Source organism: Streptomyces sp. NPDC059895 (assembly GCF_042731035.1).
In the GTDB taxonomy this organism is placed as follows: Bacteria; Actinomycetota; Actinomycetes; order Streptomycetales; family Streptomycetaceae; genus Streptomyces.
Genome location: NZ_JBHWKO010000003.1, coordinates 249,102 through 274,321, shown reverse-complemented (window position 1 = coordinate 274,321; position 25,220 = coordinate 249,102). Strand labels below are relative to the sequence as shown.

29 protein-coding genes, 1 tRNA gene and 1 riboswitch are annotated in these 25,220 nt (G+C 71.3%); of the genes, 17 read left to right on the top strand and 13 right to left on the bottom strand.

Annotated features, from left to right (window positions below; all coding sequences use genetic code 11):
• Window positions 1-34: 34 nt before the first annotated feature.
• Window positions 35-436 carry a hypothetical protein gene (locus ACFV9M_RS05280; protein WP_385062301.1) on the top strand — a complete coding sequence of 134 codons (402 nt, stop codon included), beginning with the start codon at window positions 35-37 and terminating at the stop codon, window positions 434-436.
• Between the two features lie 43 nt (window positions 437-479).
• Window positions 480-1,082 (top strand): RdgB/HAM1 family non-canonical purine NTP pyrophosphatase, encoded by a 603-nt coding sequence (gene rdgB / locus ACFV9M_RS05275; RefSeq protein ID WP_385062303.1) that lies wholly within the window; start codon window positions 480-482, stop codon window positions 1,080-1,082.
• A 56-nt stretch (window positions 1,083-1,138) separates the two neighbouring features.
• Here the strand turns inward: rdgB and ACFV9M_RS05270 are convergent.
• From ACFV9M_RS05270 to bcp, 4 genes are all read right to left on the bottom strand, one after another.
• Window positions 1,139-1,213: transfer RNA gene (locus ACFV9M_RS05270), tRNA-Leu, on the bottom strand.
• 15 nt (window positions 1,214-1,228) lie between these two features.
• Window positions 1,229-1,756 carry an HNH endonuclease gene (locus tag ACFV9M_RS05265; RefSeq protein ID WP_385062305.1) on the bottom strand — a complete coding sequence of 176 codons (528 nt, stop codon included), beginning with the start codon at window positions 1,754-1,756 and terminating at the stop codon, window positions 1,229-1,231.
• A complete protein-coding gene (locus tag ACFV9M_RS05260; protein WP_385062307.1) occupies window positions 1,753-2,403 on the bottom strand; it encodes an HNH endonuclease in 651 nt (216 codons plus the stop codon). The genes ACFV9M_RS05265 and ACFV9M_RS05260 overlap by 4 nt, the downstream gene beginning before the upstream one ends.
• 137 nt (window positions 2,404-2,540) lie before the next feature.
• Complete coding sequence (gene bcp / locus ACFV9M_RS05255) at window positions 2,541-3,008, bottom strand: thioredoxin-dependent thiol peroxidase (RefSeq protein ID WP_385062309.1); 468 nt, start codon at window positions 3,006-3,008, stop codon at window positions 2,541-2,543.
• A 100-nt stretch (window positions 3,009-3,108) separates the two neighbouring features.
• On the opposite strand from bcp, the gene ACFV9M_RS05250 reads away from it, so the two are divergent.
• The 3 genes from ACFV9M_RS05250 to ACFV9M_RS05240 all read left to right on the top strand — a co-directional run bounded on the left by ACFV9M_RS05250 (window position 3,109) and on the right by ACFV9M_RS05240 (window position 4,321).
• Window positions 3,109-3,438 carry a DUF3618 domain-containing protein gene (locus ACFV9M_RS05250; RefSeq protein WP_385062311.1) on the top strand — a complete coding sequence of 110 codons (330 nt, stop codon included), beginning with the start codon at window positions 3,109-3,111 and terminating at the stop codon, window positions 3,436-3,438.
• Between the two features lie 97 nt (window positions 3,439-3,535).
• Window positions 3,536-3,838, top strand: coding sequence for a GroES family chaperonin (locus ACFV9M_RS05245; RefSeq protein WP_385062591.1), 303 nt, complete (start codon window positions 3,536-3,538; stop codon window positions 3,836-3,838).
• A 54-nt stretch (window positions 3,839-3,892) separates the two neighbouring features.
• Window positions 3,893-3,965, top strand: a riboswitch (guanidine-III (ykkC-III) riboswitch).
• A gap of 35 nt (window positions 3,966-4,000) precedes the next feature.
• On the top strand, window positions 4,001-4,321 hold the full coding sequence (locus ACFV9M_RS05240; protein ID WP_385062313.1) for a DMT family transporter: 321 nt from the start codon (window positions 4,001-4,003) through the stop codon (window positions 4,319-4,321).
• Here the strand turns inward: ACFV9M_RS05240 and ACFV9M_RS05235 are convergent.
• Window positions 4,315-6,735 (bottom strand): transglycosylase domain-containing protein, encoded by a 2,421-nt coding sequence (locus ACFV9M_RS05235; RefSeq protein WP_385062314.1) that lies wholly within the window; start codon window positions 6,733-6,735, stop codon window positions 4,315-4,317. The genes ACFV9M_RS05240 and ACFV9M_RS05235 overlap by 7 nt on opposite strands.
• 213 nt (window positions 6,736-6,948) lie before the next feature.
• Between ACFV9M_RS05235 and ACFV9M_RS05230 the strand changes: the two genes are divergently transcribed.
• Genes ACFV9M_RS05230 through ACFV9M_RS05215 form a run of 4 tightly spaced genes read left to right on the top strand, consistent with a single transcriptional unit; the run spans window position 6,949 to window position 10,372 of the window.
• On the top strand, window positions 6,949-7,749 hold the full coding sequence (locus ACFV9M_RS05230) for an ABC transporter permease (protein ID WP_385062316.1): 801 nt from the start codon (window positions 6,949-6,951) through the stop codon (window positions 7,747-7,749).
• Between the two features lie 34 nt (window positions 7,750-7,783).
• Window positions 7,784-8,629 carry an ABC transporter permease gene (locus tag ACFV9M_RS05225; RefSeq protein ID WP_385062318.1) on the top strand — a complete coding sequence of 282 codons (846 nt, stop codon included), beginning with the start codon at window positions 7,784-7,786 and terminating at the stop codon, window positions 8,627-8,629.
• A gap of 2 nt (window positions 8,630-8,631) precedes the next feature.
• On the top strand, window positions 8,632-9,618 hold the full coding sequence (locus tag ACFV9M_RS05220; protein WP_385062319.1) for an ATP-binding cassette domain-containing protein: 987 nt from the start codon (window positions 8,632-8,634) through the stop codon (window positions 9,616-9,618).
• 10 nt (window positions 9,619-9,628) lie between these two features.
• The gene (locus tag ACFV9M_RS05215) at window positions 9,629-10,372 is read left to right on the top strand and encodes a DUF1707 domain-containing protein (RefSeq protein WP_385062320.1); all 744 of its coding nucleotides are present in this window, start codon (window positions 9,629-9,631) and stop codon (window positions 10,370-10,372) included.
• 128 nt (window positions 10,373-10,500) lie between these two features.
• Here the strand turns inward: ACFV9M_RS05215 and ACFV9M_RS05210 are convergent, their stop codons facing one another.
• Entirely contained in the window at window positions 10,501-11,898 is a 1,398-nt protein-coding gene (locus ACFV9M_RS05210) for an SGNH/GDSL hydrolase family protein (RefSeq protein WP_385102339.1), read from the bottom strand.
• Window positions 11,899-12,199: 301 nt separating this feature from the next.
• On the opposite strand from ACFV9M_RS05210, the gene ACFV9M_RS05205 reads away from it, so the two are divergent.
• Both ACFV9M_RS05205 and ACFV9M_RS05200 read left to right on the top strand, forming a co-directional pair.
• Complete coding sequence (locus ACFV9M_RS05205) at window positions 12,200-13,498, top strand: DUF445 domain-containing protein (RefSeq protein WP_385062324.1); 1,299 nt, start codon at window positions 12,200-12,202, stop codon at window positions 13,496-13,498.
• A gap of 151 nt (window positions 13,499-13,649) precedes the next feature.
• Window positions 13,650-15,218, top strand: a complete 1,569-nt coding sequence (locus tag ACFV9M_RS05200) for an MFS transporter (RefSeq protein WP_385062326.1) — start codon at window positions 13,650-13,652, stop codon at window positions 15,216-15,218.
• Window positions 15,219-15,287: 69 nt separating this feature from the next.
• Here the strand turns inward: ACFV9M_RS05200 and ACFV9M_RS05195 are convergent, their stop codons facing one another.
• Complete coding sequence (locus tag ACFV9M_RS05195; protein ID WP_385062327.1) at window positions 15,288-15,737, bottom strand: hypothetical protein; 450 nt, start codon at window positions 15,735-15,737, stop codon at window positions 15,288-15,290.
• Window positions 15,738-16,000: 263 nt separating this feature from the next.
• Here ACFV9M_RS05195 and ACFV9M_RS05190 point away from each other — a divergent pair, with 263 nt between their 5' ends.
• Window positions 16,001-16,801: a hypothetical protein gene (locus ACFV9M_RS05190; RefSeq protein ID WP_385062329.1), complete on the top strand. Its 801-nt coding sequence runs from the start codon at window positions 16,001-16,003 to the stop codon at window positions 16,799-16,801.
• A 21-nt stretch (window positions 16,802-16,822) separates the two neighbouring features.
• Here the strand turns inward: ACFV9M_RS05190 and ACFV9M_RS05185 are convergent, their stop codons facing one another.
• Window positions 16,823-17,128: a hypothetical protein gene (locus ACFV9M_RS05185; RefSeq protein ID WP_385062330.1), complete on the bottom strand. Its 306-nt coding sequence runs from the start codon at window positions 17,126-17,128 to the stop codon at window positions 16,823-16,825.
• Window positions 17,129-17,351: 223 nt separating this feature from the next.
• On the opposite strand from ACFV9M_RS05185, the gene ACFV9M_RS05180 reads away from it, so the two are divergent.
• Window positions 17,352-17,777 carry an Hsp20/alpha crystallin family protein gene (locus ACFV9M_RS05180; protein WP_385062331.1) on the top strand — a complete coding sequence of 142 codons (426 nt, stop codon included), beginning with the start codon at window positions 17,352-17,354 and terminating at the stop codon, window positions 17,775-17,777.
• A gap of 220 nt (window positions 17,778-17,997) precedes the next feature.
• Here the strand turns inward: ACFV9M_RS05180 and ACFV9M_RS05175 are convergent, their stop codons facing one another.
• Window positions 17,998-18,609: a TetR/AcrR family transcriptional regulator gene (locus ACFV9M_RS05175; protein WP_385062332.1), complete on the bottom strand. Its 612-nt coding sequence runs from the start codon at window positions 18,607-18,609 to the stop codon at window positions 17,998-18,000.
• A 71-nt stretch (window positions 18,610-18,680) separates the two neighbouring features.
• Here ACFV9M_RS05175 and ACFV9M_RS05170 point away from each other — a divergent pair, with 71 nt between their 5' ends.
• Complete coding sequence (locus ACFV9M_RS05170; protein WP_385062334.1) at window positions 18,681-19,511, top strand: class I SAM-dependent methyltransferase; 831 nt, start codon at window positions 18,681-18,683, stop codon at window positions 19,509-19,511.
• A gap of 509 nt (window positions 19,512-20,020) precedes the next feature.
• Here the strand turns inward: ACFV9M_RS05170 and ACFV9M_RS05165 are convergent.
• A complete protein-coding gene (locus ACFV9M_RS05165; protein WP_385062336.1) occupies window positions 20,021-20,482 on the bottom strand; it encodes a hypothetical protein in 462 nt (153 codons plus the stop codon).
• 259 nt (window positions 20,483-20,741) lie between these two features.
• On the opposite strand from ACFV9M_RS05165, the gene ACFV9M_RS05160 reads away from it, so the two are divergent.
• The 3 genes from ACFV9M_RS05160 to ACFV9M_RS05150 all read left to right on the top strand — a co-directional run bounded on the left by ACFV9M_RS05160 (window position 20,742) and on the right by ACFV9M_RS05150 (window position 23,116).
• Window positions 20,742-21,569, top strand: a complete 828-nt coding sequence (locus ACFV9M_RS05160; protein ID WP_385062338.1) for an alpha/beta fold hydrolase — start codon at window positions 20,742-20,744, stop codon at window positions 21,567-21,569.
• Between the two features lie 74 nt (window positions 21,570-21,643).
• The gene (locus ACFV9M_RS05155) at window positions 21,644-22,501 is read left to right on the top strand and encodes a hypothetical protein (protein ID WP_385062340.1); all 858 of its coding nucleotides are present in this window, start codon (window positions 21,644-21,646) and stop codon (window positions 22,499-22,501) included.
• Between the two features lie 303 nt (window positions 22,502-22,804).
• Window positions 22,805-23,116 carry a DUF6087 family protein gene (locus tag ACFV9M_RS05150; RefSeq protein WP_385062342.1) on the top strand — a complete coding sequence of 104 codons (312 nt, stop codon included), beginning with the start codon at window positions 22,805-22,807 and terminating at the stop codon, window positions 23,114-23,116.
• A 295-nt stretch (window positions 23,117-23,411) separates the two neighbouring features.
• On the opposite strand, the gene ACFV9M_RS05145 is transcribed toward ACFV9M_RS05150, so the two are convergent.
• The 3 genes from ACFV9M_RS05145 to ACFV9M_RS05135 form a co-directional block, all read right to left on the bottom strand.
• Entirely contained in the window at window positions 23,412-23,912 is a 501-nt protein-coding gene (locus ACFV9M_RS05145) for a DUF6879 family protein (RefSeq protein WP_385062343.1), read from the bottom strand.
• Between the two features lie 83 nt (window positions 23,913-23,995).
• On the bottom strand, window positions 23,996-24,193 hold the full coding sequence (locus tag ACFV9M_RS05140; protein ID WP_385062345.1) for a DUF397 domain-containing protein: 198 nt from the start codon (window positions 24,191-24,193) through the stop codon (window positions 23,996-23,998).
• Window positions 24,194-25,039 carry a helix-turn-helix domain-containing protein gene (locus ACFV9M_RS05135; RefSeq protein WP_385062347.1) on the bottom strand — a complete coding sequence of 282 codons (846 nt, stop codon included), beginning with the start codon at window positions 25,037-25,039 and terminating at the stop codon, window positions 24,194-24,196.
• Window positions 25,040-25,220 lie beyond the last annotated feature (181 nt).

Genomic DNA, 25,220 nt, shown 5'->3' with positions numbered 1-25,220 from the left:
CCCTTGGGGGCTGAGCAAGGGGAGGACCACCACCATGGCCGAGAGCCGACGCCGCCGTCGCCGTACCGCCGTCGCCGCCGCGATAGCCGCCGCCGCGCTGACGGCCGTCACCGTCACCGGCTGCGACGCCGTCAACAAGGCACTCGACTGCGTCGAGACCGCCGACGCCGTCGCCGACGCCGTCACCGACCTCCAACAGGCCGTCGACAGCGCCGCCGACGACCCCACCCAGACCCAGGAAGCCATCGAGGCCATCGGCAACAGCCTCGACAAGATCGACAGCGAGACCGGCGACGCCGACCTCGACCAGGCCACCGAAGACCTCCGGCGCGCCCTCACCGACGTCACCACCGCCATCCAGAACGGCGACGAGACCCCCGACATCAGCGGCGTCACCGACGCGGCCGGCGAACTGACCAAGGTCTGCACCTCCTAGACCGCACCACGGGCCTCCCGGCCGGGGCTGGATACTGAACGGCATGACCCGCCTGATCCTCGCCACCCGCAACGCCGGAAAGATCACCGAACTCAGGTCGATCCTCGCCGACGCAGGCCTGCCCCACGACCTCGTCGGCGCGGACGCCTACCCCGACGTCCCCGACGTCAAGGAGACCGGCGTCACCTTCGCCGAGAACGCCCTGCTCAAGGCCCACGCCCTCGCCCAGGCCACCGGCCTGCCCGCCGTCGCCGACGACTCCGGCCTCTGCGTCGACGTCCTGAACGGCGCCCCCGGCATCTTCTCCGCCCGCTGGGCAGGCCGCCACGGCGACGACCAGGCCAACCTCGACCTCCTGCTCGCCCAGCTCTCCGACATCGCCGACGAACACCGCGGCGCCCACTTCGCCTGCGCGGCGGCGCTCGCCCTGCCCGACGGCACGGAACGGGTGGTGGAGGGACAGCTCAGGGGCGTCCTGCGCCACACCCCCGCCGGCACCAACGGCTTCGGCTACGACCCGATCCTCCAGCCGGACGGCGAGACCCGCACCTGCGCGGAACTGACGCCCGCGGAGAAGAACGCGATCAGCCACCGGGGGAAGGCGTTCCGGGGGCTGGTGCCGGTGGTGCGGGAGTTGTTGGGCTGAGCCCAGAGATCAGGCCCCGCACCTTGGAATCGAAGATGCGGGGCCTGTTTTTCCTGTGAGCCCGGTGGGACTTGAACCCACGACATACCGGATCTAAACCGGCATCCTCTTGCCAGCTGGGATACGGGCCCGCAGCGTTGCCTACTCTACTGGGCGCTGCGGGCCTTTCGCTGTCGACTGCCCCCTCTGCACCAGGTACTGGTGACCGCATGACAGTTGGGGCAGAGCAACCGCAGATTTTCTTGTCGGTCGTCCGCCCAGTCCCCGTTGATGTGATCGACCTCCAGCGTCATGGGCTTGCCGAGCCACTCGGGGCCGATCCCGCAACGGGCGCACTCCTCGCTTACACCGACAGCGAGCAGTGCGCGGCGGATGCGCCGTGTCGCCGTCCGATGGGGGCGGTTGTGCCGTACGAGTACCTCCTCCGGCCGCATGGCGGTCGTGCCGGGCCTGCCTCGCGCATGAGCCTGTCCCAGGAAGTGTGAGGTGGTGATCTGGTACTCGGCGATCCATCTGCGTAACTGCCCGCGTTGCGAACCGTTGCCGGGGCGACCCAGGCGGCGCAGCACTTCTGCGAGGGAGGTCGACTCGGCGACCGCCATGCGCAGCTCATCGGGCGTGGGGTGGGGCAGCCTGCACCACTTGCGCTTGGCCTCCGGCGGGCTGCTGGTCATGAGGTGCGCCCCTTGCCGCGTCCCCGGTAACTATCGGTCGTCGAATGGCAGTTGGGGCAGAGCAGTCGGAGGTTCTCGATCCGGTTGTTCCGCCAGTTGCCATCCATGTGATCAACCTCGAGGGGGAGCGGTTCCCCGAGCCACACGGGCTCGGTCCCACACAGGGCGCAGTGCTCCTCCACACCCAGCTCACGCATCGCTCGCTTCAGCCGGCTGCTCGGAACCCGCGTGGCGTGCGTCGAAGTGTCCTCGGAAAGCACCTCCTCGGCTGTCCGGCGGCGCTGGTTGTACCGCTGGCGCTCCGTGCGGACCACCGGCGAGAAATGCGAGGTGTCGATGCCGTAAGCCTTGATGCGTCGGGAGATGTGCGTGTGATGGCCGCCGACCATCTCGAGCCCGAGCCGTCGCAGGACATCGTTGACACTCGTCGACGCCGCCACGACGGGCTCAAGAACCTCCCTTGTCCACTTGGCTCCCTCCCGTTCGAAGTGCGACACGTCTACCTCAAGCTTCTTCATCCGCTCGTAGACGTACCGCCGTTTCCAACCTTTCGGATCTACCCCCAACCTGCGGCACGCCTCGGACAACGTCCGAGCCCCCCGAGCCGCCTCCTCCAGCCGCTCCTTCGTGTACGCACTGGCCCCCATCGTTCCCCTCCGTTTCCGGCCACCTGTTCGTGGCTCGCATGGAGTAACGAACCGCTTATCGGACGGTCACGCCCGGAAAGTGAAACGGCCCGCCTCGGGGCACTCTGAGGCGGGCCGTTCGGCAAGGGCGAGGGGGGTCAGATCGCCAGGTCCTTGATGATCTTGGCTACGTGGCCCGTCGCGCGGACGTTGTACAGGGCGCGTTCGACCTTGCCCTCCTCGTCCACGACGATCGTCGAGCGGATGACGCCCAGGTAGGTCTTGCCGTAGTTCTTCTTCTCGCCGAAGGCGCCGTAGGCGTCGAGGACCTTCTTGTCGGGGTCGGCCAGCAGGGTGACCTTCAGGGATTCCTGCTCGCGGAACCTGCCGAGCTTCTCGGGGCTGTCGGGGGAGATGCCGATGACGTCGTACCCGGCGCCGGTCAGCAGCTCCAGGTTGTCGGTGAAGTCGCAGGCCTGCTTCGTGCAGCCGGGGGTCAGGGCCGCCGGGTAGAAGTACACGATGACCTTGCGGCCCTTGTGGTCCGACAGGGACACCTCGTTGCCGTCGGCGTCGGGGAGGGTGAAGGCGGGGGCCACGTCCCCGGGCTGGAGTCGCTCGCTCATCGGACCAGCGTAACCGGGGGTCCTGGCGGTGCGGGCGCACGTGGAGCTGACAGACTGTCCAGAGCAGCAACAGGCATCGGCGGACTTCGGAGGCCTTACCGTGGCGGACACGTCGGACACCAGAACCCCGGCGCAGATCGAGGCGGACATCAGGCGCCGCCGTGAAGTGCTGGCCGAGACGCTCGACGAGATCGGGGTGCGGGTGCATCCGAAGACGATCGTCGGGGACGCCAAGGCCAAGGTCGTCGCCAATGTCGATCACACGCTCGGGAGGGCCTACGTCCAGGTCAACCGGGTGGTGAGCGATGTGAAGGCGCAGTTCGTGGACGAGGGGGGCGCGCCCCGGCTGGAGCGGGTGGTGCCGGTCGCCCTCGTGGTCGTCGGGCTCGTGGGGCTGCTGGCGCTGGGCCCCCGGCGTCGGAAGCGCTGACCCGGGCGAGTCCCGGTGCGGCCGAGGCAGGTAGGTTCAAGGCGTGAGCGGTAACAGAGACGTGCACAGCAGTCACCACGACAAGCTTCCCATCCGGATGCTCCACGACCGCGTTCTCGTGCGGCAGGACGCCGGCGAGGGCGAGCGGCGCTCCGGTGGCGGGATCCTGATCCCCGCCACGGCGGCCGTCGGCCGTCGGCTGGCGTGGGCCGAGGTGGTCGCGGTGGGGCAGAACGTGCGGACGGTGGAGACGGGCGACCGGGTCCTGTTCGATCCGGAGGACCGGGCGGAGGTGGAGGTGCGGGGTGTCGCGTACGTGCTGATGCGCGAGCGCGATCTGCATGCCGTGGCCGCGGACCGGTTCGAGGGGGCCGAGGACTCGACGGGTCTGTACCTGTAGATCGAAGGCCGACGTCGGGGAGGGGCTGGTGACCGTGGTCACCAGCCCCTCCCCGTCGTCGTTTGTTAGGTTGGGTGGGAGCCCGACGAGACGCGCCGTACCGGGATGTACGCGAAGACGACGCACGCCAGTGAAGAAGCGCTCGTCCGCGGAGGTGTCCCCATGGCCTGGGTCCTGCTCGTTGTCGCCGGTCTGCTGGAGGTCGGCTGGTCGGTCGGTATGAAGTACACCGACGGTTTCACCCGGCTCGTGCCCAGCGTGCTCACCGGCGCCGGGATCGTCGCCAGCATGCTGCTGCTGTCGTACGCGGCGAGGTCGCTGCCGATCGGTACCGCCTACGGCGTGTGGGTGGGGATCGGGGCGGCCGGGGCGGCGGTGCTCGGCATGGTGGTGCTGGGGGAGCCGGTCACCGCCGCCCGCGTCTTCTTCGTGTGTCTGCTGCTGGTCGCCGTCGTGGGGCTGAAGGCGACCTCCGGTCACTGACCGAGCGGGCGGCGGGTGGCGAGCTGGGGGCCGGTGCCGCCGTCGGAGGTTCCGCCGGTGCCGCCGTCGGTGGTGCCGCCGTCGGTCGTCGTCCCGCCGTCCGTGGTGTCTCCGGTGGTGCCGCCGGTCGTGGTGGAGCCCGTGGTGGTCGAGCCGCCGGTCGTCCCGCCGGTGGTGCCGCCGGTGGTGGTCGAGCCGGTGGTCGTGCCGCCGCCGGTGGTGGTGGAGCCGGTGGTGCCGCCGCTCGTGGTGGAGCCGTCGGTCTGGCTCTCCGTCCGGCCGGGGGTCTGGGTGTCCTGGCCGCCGGTGGCCGACTGGTCCTCGTCCTGGCCCTCGGTGGAGTCGTCCTGCGGGGTCTCGGAGGACGGCAGGGCGGTCTCCGCGGAGCCCTCCTGGAGCTGGAGGCTGAAGTCGGTGGCCGGGGTGCCCTTCAGGGCCTCCTTGGTGAACTGGGCCCAGATCTCCGTGGGGGCGCCGCCGCCGTTGACGCGGGCCAGGCCCATGGCGCCGTAGAGCGACTTGTGGGCGGCGGTGACCGGGTCCTGGCCCATGACGGAGATGACGGTGGCCAGGTCGGGGGTGTAGCCGGCGAACCAGGCGGCGGTGTCCTCCTCGGCGGTGCCGGTCTTGCCGGCGGCCGGGCGGCCCGCGGCCTGGGCGGCGGTCGCGGTGCCGTTCTGGACGACGCTGCGCAGGATCGAGGTGGTGGTGTCGGCGGCCTCGCGGCTGACGGCCTGCGTGGACTTCCGCGCGGGCAGCTCGATGACGTCCGAGCCGTCCTTGGTGACCTTCTCGATCAGGGTGTAGGTGCCGTGCTTGCCGTGGTTGGCGAGGGTCGCGTACGCCTCGGCCATGTCCAGGACGCTCGCGGTGGCCACGCCGAGCGCGATGGACGGGTACGGCTGGAGCTCGGGGGTGTCGGTGGGCAGGCCGAGGTCGATCGCGGTCTGCTTGACCTCGTCGGGGCCGACGTCGACGGCCATCTGCGCGTACACGGAGTTGACCGACTTGTCGGTGGCCTCGCGCACGGTGATGTCGCCGTAGGAGACGTCGTCCTCGTTGGCGGGGGCGTAGCCGCTGTTCCAGCCCTGGACGGAGCGCTTGTTGGTGCCGTCGTAGACGGTGTTGGGGGTGATGGTGCGGCCGTCCTGGGTGGCGGAGCCGTTGTCGACGGCGGAGGTGAAGACGAACGGCTTGAAGGTGGAGCCGACCTGGAAGTCCTGGCGGGTGGCGTTGTTCGTGTACTGCTTGACGTAGTCGATGCCGCCGTACATGGCGAGGACCTTGCCGGTCTTCGGGTCGACGGCGGCGCCGCCGGCGCGGACGTAGGTGTCGACCGTGCGGTCCTTGTCGAGCTTGGCCATCAGCTGGTCGTCGACGGCGTCGACGAGGGCGTCCTGCTTCTTCTTCTCCAGGGTGGTGGTGATGCGGTAGCCGCCGGCGTCGAGCTGGTCCTCGTCGACGACCTTGTTCTGGATCAGGTAGTCCTTGATGGCGCGGACGATGTAGCCGCGCTGGCCGGACATGCCGGTGTCGGCGCCGCTGGTCTCCTTGGGGGTGGGGAACTTCATGCCGGTGCGCTCGGACGCGCTGAGCCAGCCCTTGGTGACCATGCCGTCGAGGACGTAGTTCCAGCGGGCCTCTGCGGCCTTGTGGTTCTCCGGGTGGGCGATGACGTCGTACTCGCTGGGCGCGTTGAGCAGGGCGGCGAGGTAGGCGCCCTGGCCGGCGGTGAGGTCGGCGGCGTCGATGCCGTAGTAGGCCTGGGCGGCGGCCTGCATGCCGTAGGCGTTGCGGCCGAAGTAGCTGGTGTTGAGGTAGCCCTCGAGGATGTCGTTCTTGGACTGGGTGCGGTCCAGCTTGATCGCGATGAAGAACTCCTTCACCTTGCGGGTGACGGTCTGTTCCTGCGCGAGGTAGTAGTTCTTGACGTACTGCTGGGTGATGGTGGAGCCGGACTGCTTGCCCTTGCCCAGGGCGGTGTTCCAGCCGGCGCGGATCATCGCCTTGGGGTCGACGGCGGACTCGGTGTAGAAGTCGCGGTCCTCGGCGGCCAGGACGGCGTGCTGGGCGGCCTTGGAGATCTGGGCCAGGCCGACGTTCTCCCGGTTGACCTCGCCGTCGCGGGCGATCTCGGTGCCGTCCGCGTAGAGGTAGACGTTGCTCTGCTTGGTGGCGAGCGCGTTGGCCGGCGGGATCTTGACCGTGGAGTAGCCGTAGTAGAACAGGCCGCCGACGGCCAGGACGGCGAGGACGAAGGCGCCGAGCACCATCCGCCAGGTCGGCAGGAGGCGGCGCCAGCCGGTGCGCCTGGGCCGCTTGGGCTTCTTGCCGTCCGCCGGTTCGGCCCCCTCGGGCTCTGTGGATGCCGCCCAGCTTTCGGTCGGCTGTTTCGGCTGCGGCTCGTCGCTCATGTGTTGCTCGGACTCCTGTGTCGCGCGGTACGTTCCCGTACACCTCGTACGCCTTCTGCGCCCCCTGTTGAAGACTCTCGCACCACGCGTTCCGTTCCCGGCAATCGGCGCGCGTCGCGTCACATGGCGGGCCCGGAAAACGCGTGGCACGCCGCGGTGCCGTCGCCTAGGCTCCTGCGCTTCGGTGTCCATGAGTGTGGGAGGACGGTTGCCGTGGGTTCGGCGCGGTTGTACGCGGCCGTCGCAGCGGGGGGCTTCCGAAGGTACGCGACCTATCGGGCGGCCACGGCCGCGGGGGTGTTCACCAACACCGTCTTCGGTCTGATCCTCGCCTGTACATACCTGGCGTTGTGGGACGAGCGGCCCCAGCTCGGGGGGTACGACCAGGCGCAGGCGGTGACGTACGTGTGGGTGGGGCAGGCGCTGTTCGCGACGCTGGCGCTGCAGGGCGGCGGTTTCGAGGCCGAGCTGATGGAGCGGATCCGCACGGGGGCGGTGGCGATCGACCTGTACCGGCCGGCCGATCTGCAACTGTGGTGGTTCGCCACCGACCTGGGGCGTTCGCTGTTCCAGTTGCTCGGGCGGGGGGTGATCCCGTTCGCGGTCGGGATGCTGGTCTTCCCGACGGCCGTGCCGGGTGACCCGCTGGTGTGGGTGCGGTTCCTGGTGGCGGTGCTGCTGGCGATGGTGGTCAGTTTCGCGATCCGGTTCCTGGTGGCGCTGAGCGGGTTCTGGCTGCTGGACGGCACGGGTGCGTTGCAGATGCTGATGGTCGCCGGGATGTTCTGCACGGGTATGGCGCTGCCGCTGAACGCCTTTCCGGAGCCGTTGGGCGACATCGTGCGGGCGCTGCCGTGGTCGGCGATGCTCCAGATGCCGGCGGACGTCCTGATGGGGGAGGCCGGCGCGCCGGCCACGTACCTCTTTCAGGCGGTGTGGGCGGTGGTGCTGCTGACGGCGGGGCGGTTGGTGCAGGGAGCGGCGACGCGGCGGGTGGTGGTGCAGGGTGGGTGAGGCCGGATGGGTGGCGGAGGCTGGTCGTGGGCCGATGGGGAGCGGCCGGGTGCCGGTGCCGGTGTCGGGTGGCCGGGTGGTGGAGGGGCTGCGCGCCTACCGGCTGATCGCCGGGATGTGGATCCGTTCGACGCTGGCCTACCGGATGTCGTTCGCGATGACCGTGCTGGGCGGGCTGCTGGTGTCGGGCCTGGACTTCGTCGCGATCCTGCTCATGTTCTCCCAGGTCGACGTGCTCGGCGGGTACACGCTGCCCGAGGTGGCCTTGCTGTACGGCCTGTCGGCGACGTCGTTCGGGGCGGCGGACCTGGTGATGGGCTCGGCGGGCCGGCTGGGTTCGCGGGTGCGGGACGGCACGCTCGACACGCTGCTGCTGCGGCCCGCGCCGGTGCTGGCGCAGGTGGCCGCGGACCGGTTCGCGCTGCGCCGGGTCTCCCGGATCACGCAGGGGTCGCTGGTGCTGGGCTACGCGCTGGTCGCGGTGGACGTCGACTGGACCGTGTCCCGGGTGCTGCTGCTGCCGGTGACGGTGGTCAGCGGTGCGGCGATCTTCGGCGCGGTGCTGGTGGCGGGTGCCGCGTTCCAGTTCGTGACGCAGGACGCGGCGGAGGCGCAGTCCGCGTTCACGTACGGCGGCCAGACGATGTTGCAGTATCCGCCGACGGTGTTCGGCAAGGAGCTGGTGCGGGCGGTGACGTTCGTGTTCCCGCTGGCGTTCGTCAACTGGGTGCCGGCCGCGTATGTGCTGGGGCGGCCGTACCCGCTGGGGCTGCCGCAGTGGGCGGCGTTCGCTCCGCCGCTGGTGGCGGTGGGGTGCTGTGCGCTGTCCGGGCTGGCCTGGCGGGCGGGGCTGCGGTCGTATCGGAGTACGGGGAGTTAGCGGTGGACGCGTTCATTGAACTCGACGGGGTGGAGAAGGTCTTCGACGTGCGCGCGCGGACGGGTTTCCTGAAACGGGAGACCCGGCGGGTGCGGGCGGTCGACCGGATCTCCTTCACCGTGGCGCGCGGTGAGATGGTCGGCTACATCGGGCCGAACGGTGCCGGGAAGTCGACGACGATCAAGATGCTGACCGGGATCCTCACGCCGAGCGGTGGCCGGCTGCGGGTCGCGGGCATCGACCCCTCGCGGGAGCGGACGCGGCTGGCGCACCGGATAGGGGTGGTGTTCGGGCAGCGTACGACGCTGTGGTGGGACCTTCCGCTGATCGACTCCTACCGGCTGATGCACCGCATGTACCGCATTCCCGACGCCCGTTACCGGGAGAGCCTGGACCGGCTGGTCGCGCTCCTCGACCTGTCGGCGCTGCTGGACGTCCCGGTGCGGCAGCTGTCGCTGGGGCAGCGGATGCGGGGCGACATCGCGGCCGCGCTGCTGCACGATCCCGAGGTGCTGTACCTCGACGAGCCGACGATCGGTCTCGACGTGGTGTCCAAGGCGCGGGTGCGGGAGTTCCTGCGCGAGCTGAACGCCGAGCGGGGCACGACGGTGCTGCTGACCACGCACGACCTCCAGGACATCGAGCAGCTCTGCTCCCGGGTGATGGTCATCGACCACGGGCGGATGGTGTACGACGGTCCGCTCGCGGGTCTGCACGAGGCGGGGGAGAGCGAGCGGACGCTGGTGGTGGACCTGGAGCGGGAGCTGCCGCCGATCGAGGCGGGTCCGGCCGCGCGGGTGGTGCGGGTGGAGGGGCCGCGGCAGTGGCTGGCCTTCCCGGCGTCGGCGTCGGCGGCGCCGCTGGTGGCGCGGATCGCGGCGGAGTACCCGCTGGTGGACCTGTCGGTGCGGGAGCCGGACATCGAGGCGGTCATCGCCCGGATGTACGCCGGACGGGAGAGCGTGGTCCCGGGCGCCGGGAACTCGTAGGCTGCTGGCCATGACCGATGACGCGGTTCCGGACCTCCGTGCCTCCGACGCCGATCGCGAGCGGGTCGCCGAGGTGTTGCGGGACGCCCTCGCCGAGGGCCGGCTGGACATGGCGGAGTTCGAGGAGCGGCTGGACGCGACGTACCGGGCGCGGACGTACGGCGAGCTGGCGCCGATCACCCGGGACCTGCCGGCCCCCGGGGTCGCCCCGCCGTCGCCCGAGGTGTCGCTGCGCAAGGGGGCTCGGGCGGACGGTGGCTGGGCCGGGCGGATCGTGGGCGGTCAGGGGTCGTCGACGGCGGCCGTGGCCGTGATGTCGGGCTTCCAGCGCAGGGGGCGCTGGACGGTGCCCCGGCGCTTCACCGGCTTCGCCTTCTGGGGCGGCGGGGTGATCGACCTGCGGGAGGCGGACTTCGCCGCCGGGGAGGTCGTGATCAACTGTGTCGCGATCATGGGCGGGATGAGCGTCGTCGTGCCGCCGGGCGTGGACGTCGTGGTGCGGGGGCACGGCTTCATGGGCGGCTTCGACCAAGGGGTGACGGGCGCTGTGGGCGACCCGGGGGCGCCGCGCGTGGTGGTGACCGGGTTCGCCTTCTGGGGCGGGGTCGGCGTCGAACGCAAGCGGACGCGTGAGGAGCGGCGGCGGGAGCGGCCGGGGCACGGGGAGGCCGGGCGGGAACTGCCCGGCGAGGGCGAGGGCGAGGGCGAGGGCGGGGGCGGGGGCGGGGAGGGCCGGCGGCACTGGGGGCACTGAACGGGGGCCGCCGGTGCGGGCGGCCCCGCGGGCGGGTGCCGGTCACGGCGTTCCTCGCGCCGGCGGCATCGGGGGCGTTGAACGGCGGCCGCCGGTGCGGGCGGCCCCCGCGGGCGGGCGGGCGCCGGTCACAGCCGTGCCGGTGCCGACCCCAGCAGTTGCTCCGGCTCGATGAGCTCCGCCATCCTCCGGTAGCCCTTGTCGCTGGGGTGGAGGCTGTCGCCCGAGTCGTAGTCGGCGCGCAGGCGGCGCGGGTCGTACGGGTCGCGCAGGGCCTCGTCGACGTCGACGAGCTCGTCGAAGACCGTGCCCGAGCGGAGCGTGTCGTTGACCTCGCGCCGTACGCCCTCGCGGGCGTCGGTGTAGCCGCGGTGGCCGCGGAAGGGCAGGAGGGTGGTGCCGACGACCTTGACGCCGCGGGCGTGGGCGCGTTCGACGAGGGTGCGCAGGCCGGCGACGACGGCGTCGGGGTCGGCGAGGGAGCGGTTGCGCAGGATGTCGTTGATGCCGAGGTCGATGACGACGACCCGGACGCCCGGGCGGCCGAGGACGTCCCGTTCGAAGCGTTCCAGCCCGCTGGGGTTGTCCGCGGTGGGGAGGCTGCCGTCCGGGCGGGGCCGGGAGCGGGGGACGCCCTGCCCGTCGGCGAGGACCTGGTTGCCGCTGATGCCCGCGTTGACGACGCCGTACCGCGGCGCGTCCTCGCCGGCGGCGACGGCGGCCCGCAGCCGGTCGGAGAGCACGTCGGGCCAGCGGCGGTTGGCGCCCGGCGTGGAGGTGACGCCGTCGGTGATGGAGTCGCCGACGGCGACGACGGTGCCGTCGGCCTCGTTGCTGAGGACGTCCAGGGCGGTGAGGTAGCGCCAGGAGGTGCTCCGCCCGGTGTACGGGCCGCCCGTGACGTCCGCGGTGTGCTCGCCGTCGGCGACGTAGCTGGTCTGCCGGGCGTGCCGGTGGTGGGTGACCGGTCCGGCGGAGGTGGGGGTGTAGGTGCTGACCAGGACGTCGGAGTCGGCGGGGACGGCGAGGGTGACGGCGTCGCTGACGGCCTGCCCGCCGGCGGGGACGACGACCGTGGGCGCGCCGCCGAAGGTGAGCCGGCGCAGGGTGCCGGCGGTCGCGGCCGGTCCGTCGTCGTCGGCCGCGACGGCGAGGGTGGCGGCGGTGACGGTCAGCGGCCGGGTGCCGTACAGGTTGGACAGGGTGATGCGGGCGCTGGTCCCGCCGACGCTGGTGTGGACGACGTTGCGCACCGTGCGCCCCGCCGTGCCGTCCGTCCCGGTGAGCGGTTCGCCGCCGACGGGGGCGGCGGCCCAGGTGCCGACCCAGACGCCCGTCGAGACGGGGGCGGCCCGGCCCGGGGCCGGGCGGGGCGCGGCGGCGGTGTCGTCGAGGGGGCCGTCCCCGGCGTCGACGCCGACGTATATGGCCGCCGAGAGGGCCGTGATCACGGCGGCGATCGCGGACAGCTCGGCGCGGTGTCTCGTGCGGGACACGGCCACGCCCCCGTCGTGATGCCTGGTCATGCGGGTGTGGTTCTCCTCGTGCGGGGGAGCGGCGCGGCTCCGAAGGTCATGCAGGAGGTCACCGTCGAACTCCCCCGCCTGACAGACGACGGGAACTCCTGTTCCGTTCCGGGAGTCGGTCAGGCAGGACAATGTTTGCGTAGGGGACGCGGGGGATCCGGAACGGGGGCGGCGGATGGACCGGACGGGTGGTGCGCGGGAGAGGGAGACGGAGGGGACGCGGGCGGGGAAAACGGGAAGGCAGGAGTGGGTGGCCGACAAGACGGTGACGGAAGAGACGCCCGACGGGAAGGTGGCGGGGATGGCGGAGGGAAGGCCGGCGGCCGCGGCGCGCGCGATGACCGTCTTCAGCGCCGCCGACGAGGAGCGCCGGCGCGGCGTGCGGCGGATGAAGCTCACCGCGACCGGGCTGCTGCTGCTGGTGGCCGTGGTGTACGTCCTCGCCGAGTGGGCCTCCCACCGGGGCGCGGGCGCCTGGGCGGGCTATGTGGCGGCGGCCGCCGAGGCCGGCATGGTCGGCGCGCTGGCCGACTGGTTCGCCGTGACCGCCCTCTTCCGCCATCCGCTGGGCCTGCCCATTCCGCACACCGCGATCATCCCCACCAAGAAGGACCAGCTGGGGGTCTCCCTGGGCGAGTTCGTCGGGGAGAACTTCCTCTCCGAGGACGTCGTACGGCAGCGGCTGCGCGCGGTCGGCATCGGCTCCCGGCTGGGCGCCTGGCTGGCGGAGCCGGAGCACGCCGACCGGGTCACCGCGGAGCTGGCGACGGCCCTGCGGGGCGCGCTGACGGTGCTGCGCGACTCGGACGTCCAGGCGGTCGTCGGTGAGGCGATCACCCGGCGGGCCAACGCCCAGGAGATCGCGCCCGGCATGGGCAAGATGCTGGAGAAGATCGTCGCGGACGGCGGTCACCGGCGCGCCGTCGACCTGGTGGTCTCCCGGGCGCACGACTGGCTGGTGCTGCACGCGGACTCCGTGATGGACGCGGTGCAGGGCGGCGCGCCCGGCTGGACGCCGAGGTTCGTCGACCGGAAGGTCGGTGAGCGCGTCTACAAGGAGCTGCTGCGGTTCTGCGCGGAGATGCGGGACATGCCCTCCCACCCGGCCCGGGGCGCCCTGGACCGCTTCCTCACCGACTTCGCCTCCGACCTCCAGTCCGACACCGAGACCCGGGCGCGGGTCGAGCGGCTCAAGGGGGAGGTGCTGGGCCGCGGCGAGGCCCAGGACCTCATCGCCTCCGCCTGGACCGCCGTACGGTCCATGATCGTCGCGGCGGCGGAGGACGAGCGCAGCGAGCTGCGCCTGCGGGTGCGGGCCGCCCTGCTCTCCCTGGGAACCCGCATGGCGACGGAGCCCAGGGTCCAGGAGAAGGTCGACAGCTGGGTGGAGGGCGCGGCGGTCCACGTCGTGACCACGTACCGCGCGGAGATCACCTCGCTCATCACCGACACCGTGGCCGGCTGGGACGCCGAGCACACGACCCGCAAGATCGAGGCCCACATCGGCCGCGACCTCCAGTTCATCCGGATCAACGGCACGGTGGTGGGCTCGCTCGCGGGCCTGCTGATCTACACGGTGGCGCGGGGGTTGGGGGCGTAGCCGGCCTCTTCCAGCGCAGGTCCGGGCATTCCAGCCCGTTTGGGGGTGCCCCCATCTGGGGGAGTTCGAGGCGCACCTGGCCTGGTCGACGGCGTGAACCCGCACCCCCCGGGGCACCCGATCGGGGTTCCGCTCATGGAGGAGGGAGCCCATGACCACCACCCAGGCCAGAGGCGGCGAGCCCGCCGAGACCGGCCGCACCATCACCACCGACATCCCCGCCCGCCTCGACCGTCTTCCCTGGTCGCGCTGGCACTGGACGATCGTGATCGGTCTCGGCACCGTGTGGATCCTCGACGGACTCGAGGTCACCGTCGTCGGCAACATCGCCGGCCGGCTGTCGGAGCCCGGCAGCGGCCTGCCGATCACCTCCGGTCAGGTGACCGGCATCGCGGCCGCCCTGTACGTGGCGGGCGCGTGTATCGGCGCCCTGTTCTGGGGCCGGCTGACCGACCGCTGGGGCCGCAAGAAGCTGTTCATGATCACGCTCGCGGTGTACCTCGCGGCCACCGCCCTGACCGCGGTCTCCTTCGACACCTGGTGGTTCCTGCTCTTCCGCTTCCTCACCGGCTTCGGTATCGGCGGCGAGTACGCGGCGATCAACAGCGCCATCGACGAGCTGATCCCGGCGGACTACCGGGGCCGCGTCGACCTGATGATCAACGGCAGCTTCTGGCTGGGCGCGGTCGGCGGTTCGCTGCTGTCGATCGTGGCGCTGGACACGGACGTCTTCGCGGCGAACGTGGGCTGGCGGCTGACGTTCGCCCTGGGCGCCGTCCTCGCCCTGGTGATCCTCCTCGTACGGCGCCATGTGCCGGAGAGTCCACGCTGGCTGCTGATCCACGGCCGCGACGACGACGCGGAACGGATCGTCTCCTCCATCGAGCGGAAGATCGAGGCCCAGACGGGCGGGTCGCTGCCGCGGGCCGAGGGCGAGATCACCATCCACCAGCGCCGGGGCGTCTCCTTCGTCGAGATCGGCCGCACGGTCTTCTCCGACTACCGCCGCCGCGCCGTCCTCGGCTTCTCCCTCTTCATCGGGCAGGCCTTCCTCTACAACGCCATCACCTTCGGCTTCGGCGCGATCCTCACCACGTTCTTCGACGTGCCCTCCGGCCACACCGGCTACTACTTCGCCGTCATCGCCCTCGGCAACTTCTTCGGCCCGCTGCTGCTGGGCAAGCTGTTCGACACGGTCGGCCGCCGGGTGATGATCTCGTCGACGTACCTGCTGTCCGGTCTGCTGCTGTTCGGCACGGCCTGGCTGTTCGACCGCGGCTCGCTGAGCGCGTCCACGCTGACGGCCTGCTGGTGCGTGGTGCTGTTCTTCGCGTCGGCGGGCGCGTCCAGCGCCTACCTGACGGTCTCCGAGATCTTCCCGATGGAGACCCGGGCGATGTCCATCGCCTTCTTCTACGCCCTGGGCACCGCCGCCGGCGGCATCAGCGGCCCCCTGATCTTCGCCGACCTCACCGGTACGGGCGAGGTCGGCGACACGGTGCTCGCCTTCCAGATCGGCGCCGGGCTGATGTGCGCGGCCGGTCTGGTCGCCGCGTTCCTCGCGGTACGGGCCGAGCGGCGCTCCCTGGAGGACATCGCCAAGCCGCTGACGGCGGTGGCGACGCGGGCGCGCGAGCAGGTGGCGTCGGGCGGGGCCGGGCGGCCGGGCGGGTCGAAGGGGCCGCAGCCCCCGCAGGGGCCGAAGAGGGCGACGGCGTGACGGTCGTCCACCGCTGACGAACGGGGCCCACCCGGTGTGGGCCCCGTTCCGCTTCGTCCGGCCGACCCCCTACGCTCCCGTCGTCGACCCCGGCCGCACGATCATCAGAACGGTCACCGTCGCCCACAGCAGGTTGAACACCCCGGTGAACATGGCGAGCCGGACGGTCGTCTCCCGGCTCCCGGTGCCCTCGACGAGGGGCTCCTGCCCGGGCAGTACGAGCACGACCAGGACGATCGCGGCCAGCACGGTCAGGGCGATCGACACGACCAGCCAGGCGTCGCCCATCACGCCCATCGCGCCCGCCGTGAGGAGCCCGAAGACGGGGACCGCTATGCCGACGCCGGCGTAGACCCGGCAGATGCGGTGCAGCAGCCGTACGGTCTCGGTCGCCCGGCTGTCGTCCGGGGCGGCCAGGGCGCGGCGGGCGGCGGGCGGGAACATGCTGGCCGCGACGGTGACGGGCCCGATGGCGACGATCGCGGCGAGGACGTGGACGGCGAGGAGGAACTTGGTCACGGAGCGACGGTAGGCGGGCGCCGGACCGGCCGGAAGTGGCGCGAGTGCCAGGGGCCGACGGATTCTCGCCAGGCCGACGCGGGAACGCCGACGCCGGAGCGCCGCCGTGAGATCGTCCCCCGACGTCCCCGACGTCCCCGACGTCCCCGACGTCCCCGACGTCCCCCACGCCATCGTCCGTGAAGTGAAGATCGTATAAGGTGTGCGGCCGTGGCACGTGCGAGCACGTGAACCACCGTCACGTACTCGGGGGAGACGCACACGTGGACATCACCGGCCGGACCACGTCCGCGCCCCACCGCCCGATACCCAACCCGCACGCCCTCGCCACGCGCCTCACCGCGCCGTCCCGTCCCGACCGCATCGACGACCCGGTCGTCCGGGCGCTGCAGACGGCCCGTACGGTGCTGGGGCTGGTGGCGACGGTGTGGCTGGTCCTGGCGTACCCCATCACCGAGGGGCGCGAGGCGTTCGTCATGGGCAAGCTCGAGGACCTGCTCTTCGCCTGCGTGATCATGTTCACGACCGCGTTTCTCGCCGTGACGGCCTTCCTCTGCGCGGCCCGCTCCCCGCTGCCCGGCGTGTACGCGCGGCGCCTGATCGGCCCGCTGGTCACCGTCGGCGCGATCATGCTGGGCTTCGGGGCGTGCTGGTTCCTGGTGTCGTGCCTGAAGGGGGACGTCGTCTCGACGGCCGACATCGGCTACCACGGCATCTTCGTCGGCCTGCTTGTGATGCTGCTGTTCCTCATCGGCGGCCTGCTCTGCCTCGTCGGACTCCTCCTCGCCATCCCCCTGACGCTGCTGCTCATCGTCTACGGCGTCAACTCCAGCTTCCGCGTGGGCGACGTCCACGAACTGCTGCCGCCGCTGCTCTCCCCGCTGCTGGTGTGGTCCCTGTTCGGCCTGGGCCTGTTCGACGGCCCGGAGGTCGCCGCCCCGCCGCTCGTGCTCTACACCTTCCTGCTGGGCGGCCCCCTGTCGGTGACGGCCCTGTCGGTGTGGGAGATACGGCGGCTGCGGCGGCGGCACGGGGTGACGCTGCGGTCGGCGCTGGGCAGATGACGCCGGTCACCTGACCGGCCCTCACCGCCGCCGGTCGGCCACCGCCCACGAGGCCAGCGCGACGGCCCCGGCGACGCCGAACACCGACGGCCAGGCGCCCACCTTCTTCGCCAGCGGATGCGACCCGGCGAACGCGGCGACGTACGCCGCCGTCAGCGCCCCCGCGGCCGCCCCGCCGGCCCTCTGCTGCCACTGCCGCGCCGCCGCGGCCCCGGCGGCGGCCAGGACGACACCACCGAGCTGCCGCTTACCGCTCCACCGCGCCGCGCCGTACCCACCGACGAGCCCACCGGCCGCGATCACCGCACTGGGAACCTTCACCCTCACTCCACTCCCTCCACCGAGCCCTCTTCCGGCCTCTCAAGGCTTTCGAGGCTAGTACCGCGACTCTGGCCGGCCGGCCACCACCCCTGCCCTGAGCCGAGCCTCGCCACTACCTGAGTCGAGCCTCGCCATCTACCTGAGTCGAGGCTTGTCAATTTTCCTCCTCCGCGCTATATAAGTACGTGTAGGGCATCGCACAGAGACCCGATGAGAGGAGTGGATTGTGATGCTCATGCGTACCGACGCCTTCCGCGACTTCGACCGACTCGCGCAGCAGGTCTTCGGCGCCGCCGAGCGTCCCGCCGCGATGACGATGGACGCCTACCGGTCCGGGGACGACTTCCTCGTCCACTTCGACCTCCCCGGCATCGACCCGGAGACGATCGAGTTGGACGTGGAACGCAACGTCCTCAGCGTCCGTGCCGAACGCCGTTCCCCCGCCCCCGAGGGCGCGGAGGTCCTGGTCGCCGAGCGCCCCACGGGCACCTTCACCCGGCAGCTCTTCCTCGGCGACACCCTCGACACGGACCGCATCGACGCCTCGTACGAGGCGGGCGTCCTGACCCTGCGCATCCCCGTGGCCGAACAGGCCAAGCCGCGCCGCATCCAGATCACGGGCGGCGACAGCGGCCGCAAGCAGCTGAGCGGCTGACCGTCCGCCCCTCTCCCTTCTCCCCGCATCCCGCGGCCCGGCGCTCCGCCTCCGGGCCGCGGGCGCACGCGGGCAGCCGGGCCGCGGCAAGAAGGCGGAGCGCGTCCGCCGCGACGTCCAGCGCTCCCCGGCGGCGATCGCCGGGCTCACCAGCCTGCCCGCGCCCGGCGACAGCCGACGCCCAGGCCCCCCTTTCGGCGCGGGCGTTGCGTGCTGCACGTCAGGTTCGGCGAGGCCGCCGGTGCACGACGTCGGCGAGCACCGTGGTCACCAGCCTGGTGACCGTTGCCGTGGTCGGTGGGTCCGGGTGGTCGCGGTCTGCGAACAGGAGATGCCCGCCCCCGACCAAGGAGAGGGTGAGCGAGTCGATGTCGGCGTCGGCCGCGATACGGCCCAGTGCGCGCTCGTCGGCCAGGTAGGCGGAGACCGCGGTCGTGACCTGGGCGAGGATCGCGAGGCCGCCTCCGGGTCTGGCCTGCCGCAGCCGCGCGCGCAACTCGTCCCGGAAGGTGATGAGCGGGATGATCGCCACCGGAACCGGCCCGAACAGGGTGGTCAGCGCACCGGTGAGGTTGTCGGCCACGGTGCCGGTGCCGGCGGTCTCGCGCAGCGCGTGCGCTCGCGCCTCGAGCTGTGCGGCCCGGTCGAGCACGAGCTCGGTGAGGAAGGCGTCGAAGTCGGTGAAGTGCCGGTGCAGGACGCCTTTGGCGCAGGCTGCCTCGTCGGTGACGGCCCGGCTGGTCAGTCCGTTCGGGCCGTCCCGCAGCAGCACGCGTTCGGCGGCGTCGAACAGCTGCTGCCGCGCGTCGCGAAGGTGTACCCCGGTCGGCACTCACAGATCCTCTCGTGGGCCGGGCTGCCGGCGTCGTTGGCAGGTGGGCGCTTGCCCACTAAAGTGAACGCATGCCCACTTTACCGCGAGAGCAACGAGAGCAACCCGAGCCGGCGCCACCGCACCGGGCTCGACGGACGGCCGAGTCCTTCGGCACGGATGCGCGACGCTACGACCGGGCCCGACCGGGCTACCCCGATGCCCTGGTGGCGCGCGTCGTCGCCGGGAGCCCAGGGCCCGACGTGCTCGACGTCGGCTGCGGCACGGGCATCGCGGCCCGTCAGTTCCAGGCCGCCGGTTGCGCCGTACTCGGTGTCGAGCCCGATGCGCGGATGGCCGACCTCGCGCGAGCCCGCGGCCTGGAGGTCGAGGTGGCGACCTTCGAAGCCTGGGAGCCGGCCGACCGAGCGTTCGACGCATTGATCGCCGCCCAGTCGTGGCACTGGGTGAATCCGGTCGCCGGCGCCGTGAAGGCGGCCCAGGTGCTGCGTCCGAACGGGCGCCTGGCGATCTTCGGGCACGTCTTCGAGCCGCCTGCCGAGGTGGCCGAACCGTTCGCCGCGGCTTGCCGGCGGGTGGCGCCCGACTCCCCGTTCAGCGACCAGCCGGCTCGACGTCCGCTGGAGATGTACCGAGCGGGGTACGCGAAGATCGCCGACAAGATCCGCGAGACCGAGCAGTTCGACGACCCGGAACAGTGGCGATTCGACTGGGAGCGGTCCTACACGCGCGACCAGTGGCTGGACCTGCTCCCCACCACCGGCGGCCTCACCCGCCTCCGTCCCGATCAGCTGGCCGAGATACTGGGCGCGGTCGGCCATGCCATCGACGCTCTGGGTGGCCGCTTCACGATGCACCACACCACTCTGGCGACCACCGCCGTACGCGCCGGCACCGCTTGATCCACTGCCGCACGGTGCGCGGGCCCGCGCACGTCACTCGCCCTCGGACACGCCCGGATCACGCGGCGGGCGCAGGCCCCCGGGCAGTGCGGGGAACTGGCAGGGGTGACCGGCCGAGCATGTCGATGTGATGCCGCACGAACGGCGAGAGGCGGGCGCCACCTCCCGCACGCTGCCCACCAGCGGCGCCGACCGACTCGCCCCGAGCAGCGGCACCCCGCACGCCGCCCACCAGCGGCGCCGACCGGCTCGCCCCGAGCAGCGGCACCCCGCACGCCGCCCACCAGCGGGGCCGACCGGCTCGCCCCGAGCAGCGGAACCCGCCGCTCGCGCAGCCATCCGGCTGCCGCGCCGAACAGCGCCGCCCCGGCGCCGGGGCCCGTCGACGGACGGAGGCGTCAGCGCAATCCCAGCCGCAGCCCCGGAACGGAACGTATCGGCGACCGGCCGCGAACACAGGGAAACGGGCGGCGCCCCCTCGGCCGGGGGGGCGCCGCCCATTCGTCCGCTCAGGCCACGGGGACGCAGTCGGTCCGCAGCGAGTCGGTCGAGTTGGCCACTCCGTTCAGCGTGAGCCGCACGGTCCCGCCGTAGGTCTGCTCGTCCGGGATGCCGGCCCCGTACAGGCAGTCCGGCACGTGCGCGGTCGTACCGAAGCAGCCCCGGCGCTCCCCGACCGCGAGGGCGTACGAGGAGCAGCTCGCCTCGGCGGCGAAGTCCGTGGTGATGGTGCCGGAGACGGTGACGGCCGACGAGGAGTTGTTCACCACGACGAGGACGACCTGGGCGTTGTCGAGGGCGCTGCGCACCAGGCAGGCCTGGTAACCGACGCCCGCCTGGGCGGTGTGTACGACGGTGGGCGCGCAGCTCCAGGTGGAGTTGGTGGAGACCGCCTGCCAGTACGGTGCCGCACCAGCCGGAGCGGCGGCCAGAATCAGGCTGCCTGCCGCAGCGGCGGTGGTGGTGAGCATTCTGCCGATCTTGCGCACGGTCCAGCCCCCTTGAGCCAATGACGACGTCGTGTCCGCCCTCCGGGCGAACTCCCTGGACACTAGATGACCTTGCCGTGTACCCGACAGTGATTAAGTGATTGAAGGTGGCCGTTCCGGGTCGGGCGGTGGCACGGTGGCGGTGTGGCCGCCGAATGCCGAAAGGCCCCGCCGTGCGGCGGGACCATCCCCGGCCCCCGCCCCCACCGGGCATCACGCCCAGGACGGACGACACCCCGAGTTGACGGCATCGACCGCAGACCTCCGCCTCACCACCCCCGACGGCATCCGCCTCGCCTACCGCGACGACACCCCGGCGCACCCGCACCCGACGGCACCCCCGGTCGTCCTCCTCCACGGCCTCGCGGGCCACCTGGGCGAATGGGACGACCTCACCCGCCGCCTCCTGGTCGACGGCCACCGTGTGGTGCGCTACGACGCCCGCGGCCACGGCGCGAGCACCCGCACCCCCGCCGACATGACACGGGCGGCGGCGGTACGGGACGCCGTGACCGTCCTGACGCACCTGTCCCTGCCCCCGGTGATCCTGCTCGGCCAGTCCCTGGGCGGCCTCACCGCCCTGCAGACGGCGGCGGCCCACCCCTCCCTGATCACCTCCCTCATCCTCGTGGAGGCGGGCCCCGCGGGCCGAGCCCCGCACCTGCCCGCCCGGATCGCCACCTGGCTGGACAGCTGGCCGACCCCCTTCCCCTCCCACCCCGACGCCACGGCCTTCCTCGGCCACCGGGCCTGGGCCGACGGCCTCGACTGGCGCGCCGACGGCGGCCACGCCCGCGTCGACCGCGACACGATGGTCGCGGCCGTCCGCGAACTGGCCACGGACGACTTCTGGACCGACTGGACACGGGTGAACTGCCCGACCCTCGTCGTCCGCGGAGAGAACGGCACGCTGCCGGAGTCGGAGGCGACGGACATGCGGACCCGCCGCCCGACCGACACCCACGTCATCGCCGTACCGGACGCGGGCCACGACGCACACCTGGACCAGCCGCAGCGGTTGTACGAGGCGGTCGCGTCGTTCCTGAAGGCAGCCCCTGGCGACAGTTGAGGCGTTCAGCAGTCCGGTATCCGGCGGGCCGGGATACCGCTGCACCAGGACGACCCGCTGCTACGGTCGCCCTCATGATGCTCTCGGTCTCCCCTGGTCGCGCGGATGATCTCCGGATTCAGCCGATCGATGAGATTCTTGATCGTGTCGAGCAGTCCCTCCAGGTGCGTTTCGCCCTGGACACGGTGGTGCGCAAGCGCCGCTCGGTGGGAGCCCGGACGGACCGGGACACGTGGGTCCGGGTGGAACGCCGGCCGTTGGACAAGATCGGCAACCAGGGGTGGAACGGCACCGAGTGTGCTGCGCGCCTGGAGAACATCGCTCAGCCGGCTTGGCGGGGATGTGTGGTGTGGCAGGACTCTGACGAACCCGTGATGTGGCGGGCTGACGAGACCGGGCTCCTCCCCGCAGACCCCGTCGGCACGGCCGTACTGAGCGAAGACCCGAAGCTGACCGATGCGTGGTGGCAGGCGTTCAACGCTTCACTCGACGCACTCGCGGTTCAGCACACCAGGCGCCTGGCCACACCCAACACCGTTGCCATCACACAGGCTCTCGTCACCGAAACCATCCGCGCCGCCTTCCTGGGCGACTTCGCCACGACCGTTGAGCAGTGGGTGCCGGCCCACGCGGATCTGAACTGGGCCAACATGACTGCGCCGACGTTCTGCCTCTTCGACTGGGAGGACTGGGGGAACGCGCCGCGAGGACTGGACTTCGCGACACTGTGGGGAAGAGCGCTTGCCGTCCCGGCTCTGGCCGATCGCGTCCGACAGGAGCGGTACCGCGACTTCGAAAGCCGGGACGGCAAGCTGATGACACTGTTCACTTGCTCGAAGATCCTCGGCCCGGGTGCGCAACCTGAGGATCCTCGGCTGGGACCTGCGCGTCGGACGGCGGAGCAGATCGTCGTAGAGCTTTGCGCGGGATGACATGGCAACTGCCATCGGAGCAGGATTCGATGGAGGTGATACCAGCCGGCGGTCCGGTTCACATGCCGAAAGGCGGCCATCGCGGCGTGGGCTGGGTTCTCATCAGGGACATCCGCCGACCGTTGGGAGGCTGGCAGACGGGTGCGCCCCTGTGACTCCCACCGGCGCCGGGCCAGAATCAGGGACAAGGACGGGCGGCCCCCTTGGGACGAGCCGGAGTTCCCGGCTCAACTGCCTGGGCCGCTACAGCTTCCGCGCTACCGTCCCGGCCGACCACGGTCGCCGCCTGAGACCATCGGACCCATGGGCAAGCACTCCCGACCCGGACCGCCGAACCAGCCGCCCCGCGCCGTCCCGCGCCTCGACGCCGGCGACAGGCTCGCCGCGTACAACAAGCGGCGCCGCCCGCCGCTGGACGTCCACCGCCGGCACCGACCGCTCCACGGCGGCGGCGGACACCTCCGCCCGGACGAGCCCCGGGCCCTGGAGAAGTGGAACGGATTCTCGTACGAGCCCGCGGGCACCGCCGCGAACCTCGCGGAGGCCCGGCGGTGGCTGAACGAACAGACGACCGACACGACCGGCGGCCCGGTCGATACTGGTGGGCTCTCGTAAGCAACTGTCGCCAGTGCCCCGAGGAACCCAGCCCGCTGGTGACCGTGCGTGATCCCCTGGGGCGTATCGAGTCCACGTTCCGCCCGGTCTCGTTGCGGAGCCGGGTGGTGGTGTTGTCGTGGTAGCCGAGGGCGTCTGCGACGACGGGGGCGGGTAGTTCGAGCAGTTGCTGTCGGATGGCGGCACCGCGGGCGGCTGTACGAGACGGTGGCACGGTTAGTGCAACCGGTCCCGAGACGACCCACCCAGCGGTCTGGCCGCTCGCCGGCTCTCCTCGGGCCGGTCACGCGATCCGTTAGTCGGCGTGAGGGACGCCCCGCTCCCAGACCGACTCGAAGGCGCCGGCACACAGCTTGATCTCGCCGAGGTCCGTGCTGAGTGAAGGCTCCAGCCACTCGCCCTCGCCGTCGAAGTGGTGCACCAGCAGCACGGACGAGTCGAACAGCCAGAAGTCGTTGCCCGGCAGGGCGATGCCCGTGGCCTCCCGGCGCGGCAGCCAGCGCACGTCCTCCCCCGCGGCGACGTTCAGGCCGTTCGTCACTTCGTGCTCGAACCGGATGTACTGACTCACCGGCTCGGACACGATCCGTGCCCGCCGCACCCTCACCCCCCGTTCCGTCGCCTCGGAGACCAGGGAGAGCCAGTCGACCCACCTCTCGGCGGGGTCGATGGCCACACCGGCGGCCCAGTCCTGGTAAGCCGGGTCCGACTTCATGTAAGAGTCGCGCATCTCCAGATGGACGGCCGACTCACGGCAGTCACGTAACAGTTCCTCGAACGTCGGGACGGCGGTCACCCCTGTGCCTCCAAGAAGAACTGGACCATGCGCCGTGGGATCTTCACCACGGGTGCTCGCAGCGGCGCCACGGCCGCCCATACTCACTGAAGCGAGGCGGCAAGGAAGCTGTGCCAGGCTTGGGCCGACACGGCAACATAGGGACTATCCGGCGTCTTGGAATCCCGTATGAGCACACCGGCCGGCACAAGCGCGGCCTCGACGCACTCCGTAGCGTTACCGCCGCTGTACGAGGACTTGAACCAGACCGGCTCGGACGCGGACTGACGGCCGACGGACATTCACAGCTCCTTGCGGGCGCGGTGGATCATGGCAGAGGAAGCCTCCATGTCCAACGCTTGTGCGCGGAGGTACTCGAACGCAAGTCTGTAGCGATCAAGTTCCTCTTCCTTCTCCAGGAAGAGGGCGCCGGCATGGAAGTCGACGTACACCACGTCGAGGCTCGGTTCCGGGCCGCCGATGATGACGAAGCTGCCCAGCGCCGCGGCGTGAGCTCCCTTGGAGAACGGCAGTATCTGCAGAGTGATGTGGCCGGACTCGGTGGCTTCGAGGAGGCGGTCGAGCTGCTCCCTCATGGTCTCAGGTGAGCCGACGACCCGGCGGATCACCGACTCGTCGAGGATCGCCCACAGGTGCGGCGGGTTCGCGCGGGTGAGGATCTCCTGTCGCTTCATGCGGATGTCGACGAGCCGCTCGATCTCCGCCTGCGCCAGGGGAACTTCGTTGGCCTTCTGAAGGGCGGTGCTGTAGGCGCGTGTCTGAATGAGGCCAGGGACGTAGACGCAGGAGAAGTGGCTCTCGCGCACCGCCTCGTCCTCCAGCGTGAGCAGCAGGTTCATGCTCTCCGGGATGGAGTCGGCGAAGGAACTCCACCATCCCTGCTGCTTCGCCTCCTTGGCCAGGCGGACAACGGCTGTTCTCTCGGCGTCACTTGCCCCGTACTCGCGGCACAGTGCGTCGATGATGATCCACTTGACTGGCCCTGACTGCGTCTCGTACCGGCTGATCGTCGCCTTCGACACCCCGACGAGCCGCCCGGCCTCCTCAAGCGTCAGGGCCTTGCGGGCGCGCAACTTACGCATCATGGCGCCCAGTTGTCGGCGGCGTGTAGTGGTCCGTTCGGACATGCGGCTCCTTCGCCCTGAGCCGGGCGGCGGGCCCGGAGATCTCAACAGGCTAGGCAGCCGACCGAGGACCCACCATCAGATTCACTCGATGGATTCGCGTGAGAAGTTACATGATGAGAGTTCTCCATGCCATGCTCGTCCTTAGAAAGCTACGCAGTGCAGTCGTACGGTTACGGCGGGC